This window comes from Brachyspira pilosicoli, from assembly GCF_019402445.1.
Lineage (GTDB): Bacteria > Spirochaetota > Brachyspiria > Brachyspirales > Brachyspiraceae > Brachyspira > Brachyspira pilosicoli_B.
Genome location: NZ_SRZM01000279.1, coordinates 1 through 4,432 on the forward strand (window position 1 = coordinate 1; position 4,432 = coordinate 4,432).

Below are 4,432 nucleotides of genomic sequence, written 5' to 3' on the forward strand. Positions count from 1 at the left end.
ATTTATGCAATAAGTATAAAGGGCGGGGTATATAAAAAAGTGCTAGCTATTTTTATAACAATATTGTATAATCAACGCACAATATATAACTATATTGTAAAAATAATTTACCTAAAAGGAAACAAAATAATGAAAAAATTACAATATTTGCTGATTTGTATTCTCATTTTTACTATTGTAGCTTGTAGTTCAAAGAATAATGACATAACAAATCCTGTTAGTGATGCTAATTTATATGATACAGATAATAATGCAAGAATTATTACAACATCATCTTTCACAGTTAAAGGTATAGATGGTAAATATAACGGAACTTGGGCATTTTTTAATACTGATGATAATGGTAATATAGCAGTTGATGTTACTATAAAAGATGGAGGAGTAAGCGGTTTAGTAATATCAAATGGTCAATCACAAAATACAGTAAATTTCAAAAAAGATAGTATTTACAGTAAACCTAAAAAAGAAGATAATCAATATTATGATAGATATTTTGGTTATATAATAAGCGATGGTACTTGGGTTGGAGAGATACATTTTCCTATTTATGATGATGAAACAGTGGGATATGTTTATGTAACTAATAAAAGCACATCACAAATAATAATTGGAATGATAGATAAAGCCCCAGAGCCTAAAGATATTTTTCAGCCTTCTTTTCAAGGTGAATATAAAGCTGATAAAAGAAGTGTAAAAATAGAAAGAACATTTGTTACATATTATGAGGATAATAAAGTTAAAGTAAAAATACCAGCATCTTTTTTTCAACTTTCAAAAGATGATAAAAATCATTTAGGTTATGCAGTATTTTATGGTCCATTATATAGTGGAGTATTTATTAATACATCTAATACCCAAATTACTGAAGATGTAACTCAATTAAATTTTATTTATGTAGATTATAATAATATGCTTGAAATAATATTAAAAGAAGACGGAACACCTATTTCTGCTAAATACAATAAAAAAACAACTATCATATCATCTGAAGATTTAACATATACTAAATAATAATCACTAATACATATATAAATCAAAGAATGCTTTAAATGAAAAATGTAAAAACTTTTTATTTAAAGCATTTTTATTTTTAAACGACAATAAAAAGGATAGAGTAAATTAAAAATTGGCGTAAAATAAATGAGAAAAATAATTATAATACTTTTTATTACTATTAATTCACTATTTGCTAATAATTTTAAGGTGATATCAAGACAGGGAGAGGCTTCTGTTATTGTAAATAAGGAGCATTCTGATATAGATATAAAAAAAAGTTTTCCTGATGATTATTTTTCAATATCCACAAAAGAATCTTCATATATGGTAATAGATAATGGCGAGAAATCTATAATATTAATGCCACAGTCTAAATTAACATTTCAAAACAATCAATTTACCCTTCATTCTGGGTATATATATATAAAAAGCAAACACAATGATGAAGTAAAAATAACATTAACAAAAGATGATAAAGCATACAGTTTCAAAGGCAAATCATTTGCTATAATTTCTTATGATAATGATATGACAGTATTAAGCCATAACAATGCTGTAAAAATCGAGCCTGTTGGGTCATTAGGAATTTCATATTATTTAGAGCCTTTTAATAAAACATTAATAAACTCTTCTATGAATGGACCTTATAATATTAATGAAAATGAAAGGACTTTATTAGAGAATGTATCAAGACAATTAGAAATAGAGATGAACGACCATTTAAACGAAGGTATAGAGAGATATAACTTTACTATATTAGAAGGCAGTAAAAATGAAACTACAATATACAGAATAGTGCATCCTAAAAAAGGACCTAATGTATTTTTAATAGTTCCGCATGGAAGTGAGAGAGTTGGTACTGATGTGGCAATAGAAAGACTTAATATGCCTATAAAAAAGGGTAGTTTAACTATAATACCTATAGCAGTACCTGAGGCTTATAGATTAAATACTCGTGCTATAGAAGGACAAGATATTAATAATAGATTCTTTGATAAAAAGATTAATAGAACAGATACAGATAAATTAGCACAAAAATATATGGACATGCTCGATGAATATGATATAGATGTTGTACTTACACTTCATGAAGGCAATGGATTTAAGGAGTTTTTTGGAGATTCTATTATATATGATACCAGAAAGTTAGATAATAATGTTAAAAATGTACTTGATAATATCAATTCAAGAATAGAGCCTATGAAGTTTAAATTCAAGCAAATGTATTATCCAATGCCAACAACAATAACCTATTATGCCACAGAAAAAGGAATAGATGCATATGGAATAGAGCTTACTCGTAATTTGGATTACGATAAAAAAAGAATAATAATGCATACTATATTAAGTGAGTTTTTTAAAATATATGGCTTAGAATAAAAATTGTATTTAATTTTTTATAATATATAATTTATTATTATTTTATTTAAGGATTATTATGCTATCACTAAGAAAAGCATTAGAGAAAAAAGATTTTGAAGTAGTAGATTTATTTACTTTATCATTTTCAATTTTTAGACATAATTTTATTAATTTTTTATTAGTTGGATTTTTATGTGCAATGCCGACTATCGTTACAACTGTATATTTTCCTCCCACTATGTTTGACCCAACAAAAATACAGACAGTTCAAGATGTTGTAAATTGGTTTCAAAATGAAGTTAATGAGGGCTTTTATATTAATTTATTTTTATCTTGGTTTTTAGATATTATTGCTACAGTATCAATTGCATTACTAGTAGAGGGCTTAATTTATGATAAAATTAGAAGTGCCTCATATGCAATAATTAAAACTTTTCAAATGATAATTCCAATATTAGTAACTTCAATTATCACAATAATTATATATTTCTTTGGGCTTTCTTTCTTTATATTTCCAGGCATAATACTTATGATTTTATTTATGTTCACCACAAACATATGTGCTTTAAGACATACTTGGGGTATAGATGCCATTAAATATTCTTTTTCTTTAGTTAAACCTAAGTTTTTTAAATCTTTATCTATACTTGCTTTTATAGTATTATTTCAAAATGCATTCATAATTACTTTCCCATCTGCACCAATGGATACAAGAGAGGGGGTATTATATTATTTTTTATCTATGATAATACTTTATTTTTTTGATACTTATTTTAAAGTATTAATCTCATTATATTTCTTAAATAGAGATTTTGTTACTAGTGCAACATTAGATGAGGATATTTAATTTTTTATTATATCGTTTATTTTTTCTTCTAAGTTTTGGAAACTAGATTCTAATAGATAATATCTATTATTATCGTTTAGCAATTCTATTTCATAATTATCTGTTTTAGAATATATATTATAAGTCACAGTTTTATTATCTGAAGTATATATTTCTACTTTATATAATAAATTAGATTTTTGTTTGGTATCATCTTTTATAAGACCATCTGCTTCAAGGTTGGCAATAGAATATAAAGAAGTATATATATCATTTTGGTCAATATTTTTATTATTCCAAGTTTTAGTCCAATTAGTAGAATCGGTTTTTTCTATGGTGTATGAATTATTATTATATGATATAGTTATTTTGTTTATATCATCTATTTTTACAGACGATATAGTTTTATTTATCAAGTCATCTTCAGTTTTATCAAATATATCTTTAGGGTTAATAGGAGTATTTCCAATCAAATAAACATTTTTATCATTATTAATTTGTGCATATACTAAGTTTCCAAAATTAGCTTTCATACCAAATTTTATATTTCTAATTTCTTTAGATGAAGAATCTTTTGCTTTTACAATTAAAGCTTCATTATCTGTAAGGCTATATTTATCTAATATTTCATCGCTTCCTCTGGATAATAATTCTACTGGCTGTATATTATTAAATGCATTTGTTATTGATTCTACTGCATTAGCATCAGCATTATATTTATCATTTACTGTCCATTTATTATCATTAAATTTTATTGTAATTGTTTCATTTCCATTTCTTGTGATAGTGATTTCGCTTAATTGAGTGTTAATAGTTTTAAATTGAGGCAGAGAGTATCCTTTATTTTTTAATGTAACTGTGAGTATTAAAATTACTGCTAGAACTACAACTATAGAAGAGAGTATTATATATTTTTTTTGAATGTTTGCCATCAAATTATTCTCCATTTTTAAATTTAGAATTTATTATACAGAAATAAACAAAATTGTAAAGCATTTAGAAATGCATTATATTTGTAATAATATACTAAAAATTTTTAAGTTTGTAAAAATTTATTTTTTATGTTTTTACTTCTTTCGGGGACTAACCCCCGAACCCCACTTCTTTTGCAGCCGCAAAGAAGCAAAAAGGCTGTATTTGATGAAGTCCCCTTTAGGTGTGATTAAATTCAATGATTTATCTTACATATAAAATTATTATGATTTTGTATTAACTTTGTACTTGTACTTTTTGCAACTTTTTGCTACG

Annotated in this window: 4 protein-coding genes; 3 read left to right on the top strand and 1 reads right to left on the bottom strand. The window is 25.0% G+C overall.

Annotation, left to right across the window (positions count from 1 at the left end):
* The first annotated feature begins 129 nt into the window (after positions 1-129).
* The 3 genes from E6A48_RS09085 to E6A48_RS09095 all read left to right on the top strand — a co-directional run bounded on the left by E6A48_RS09085 (position 130) and on the right by E6A48_RS09095 (position 3,205).
* Positions 130-1,011 (top strand): hypothetical protein, encoded by an 882-nt coding sequence (locus E6A48_RS09085; RefSeq protein WP_219709907.1) that lies wholly within the window; start codon positions 130-132, stop codon positions 1,009-1,011.
* A gap of 129 nt (positions 1,012-1,140) precedes the next feature.
* Positions 1,141-2,376: a M14 family metallopeptidase gene (locus tag E6A48_RS09090; protein ID WP_219709908.1), complete on the top strand. Its 1,236-nt coding sequence runs from the start codon at positions 1,141-1,143 to the stop codon at positions 2,374-2,376.
* A gap of 58 nt (positions 2,377-2,434) precedes the next feature.
* Entirely contained in the window at positions 2,435-3,205 is a 771-nt protein-coding gene (locus E6A48_RS09095) for a hypothetical protein (RefSeq protein WP_219709909.1), read from the top strand.
* Here the strand turns inward: E6A48_RS09095 and E6A48_RS09100 are convergent.
* Positions 3,202-4,116, bottom strand: a complete 915-nt coding sequence (locus E6A48_RS09100; RefSeq protein WP_219709910.1) for a DUF4340 domain-containing protein — start codon at positions 4,114-4,116, stop codon at positions 3,202-3,204. The genes E6A48_RS09095 and E6A48_RS09100 overlap by 4 nt on opposite strands.
* Between the last annotated feature and the right edge of the window lie 316 nt (positions 4,117-4,432).

What these genes read in the sequence shown, in the direction of transcription:
- E6A48_RS09085 (WP_219709907.1), top strand. Translation starts at nt 130, where the DNA reads ATGAAAAAATTACAATATTTGCTGATTTGTATTCTCATTTTTACTATT.
- E6A48_RS09090 (WP_219709908.1), top strand. Translation starts at nt 1,141, where the DNA reads ATGAGAAAAATAATTATAATACTTTTTATTACTATTAATTCACTATTT.
- E6A48_RS09095 (WP_219709909.1), top strand. Translation starts at nt 2,435, where the DNA reads ATGCTATCACTAAGAAAAGCATTAGAGAAAAAAGATTTTGAAGTAGTA.
- E6A48_RS09100 (WP_219709910.1), bottom strand. Translation starts at nt 4,116, where the DNA reads ATGGCAAACATTCAAAAAAAATATATAATACTCTCTTCTATAGTTGTA.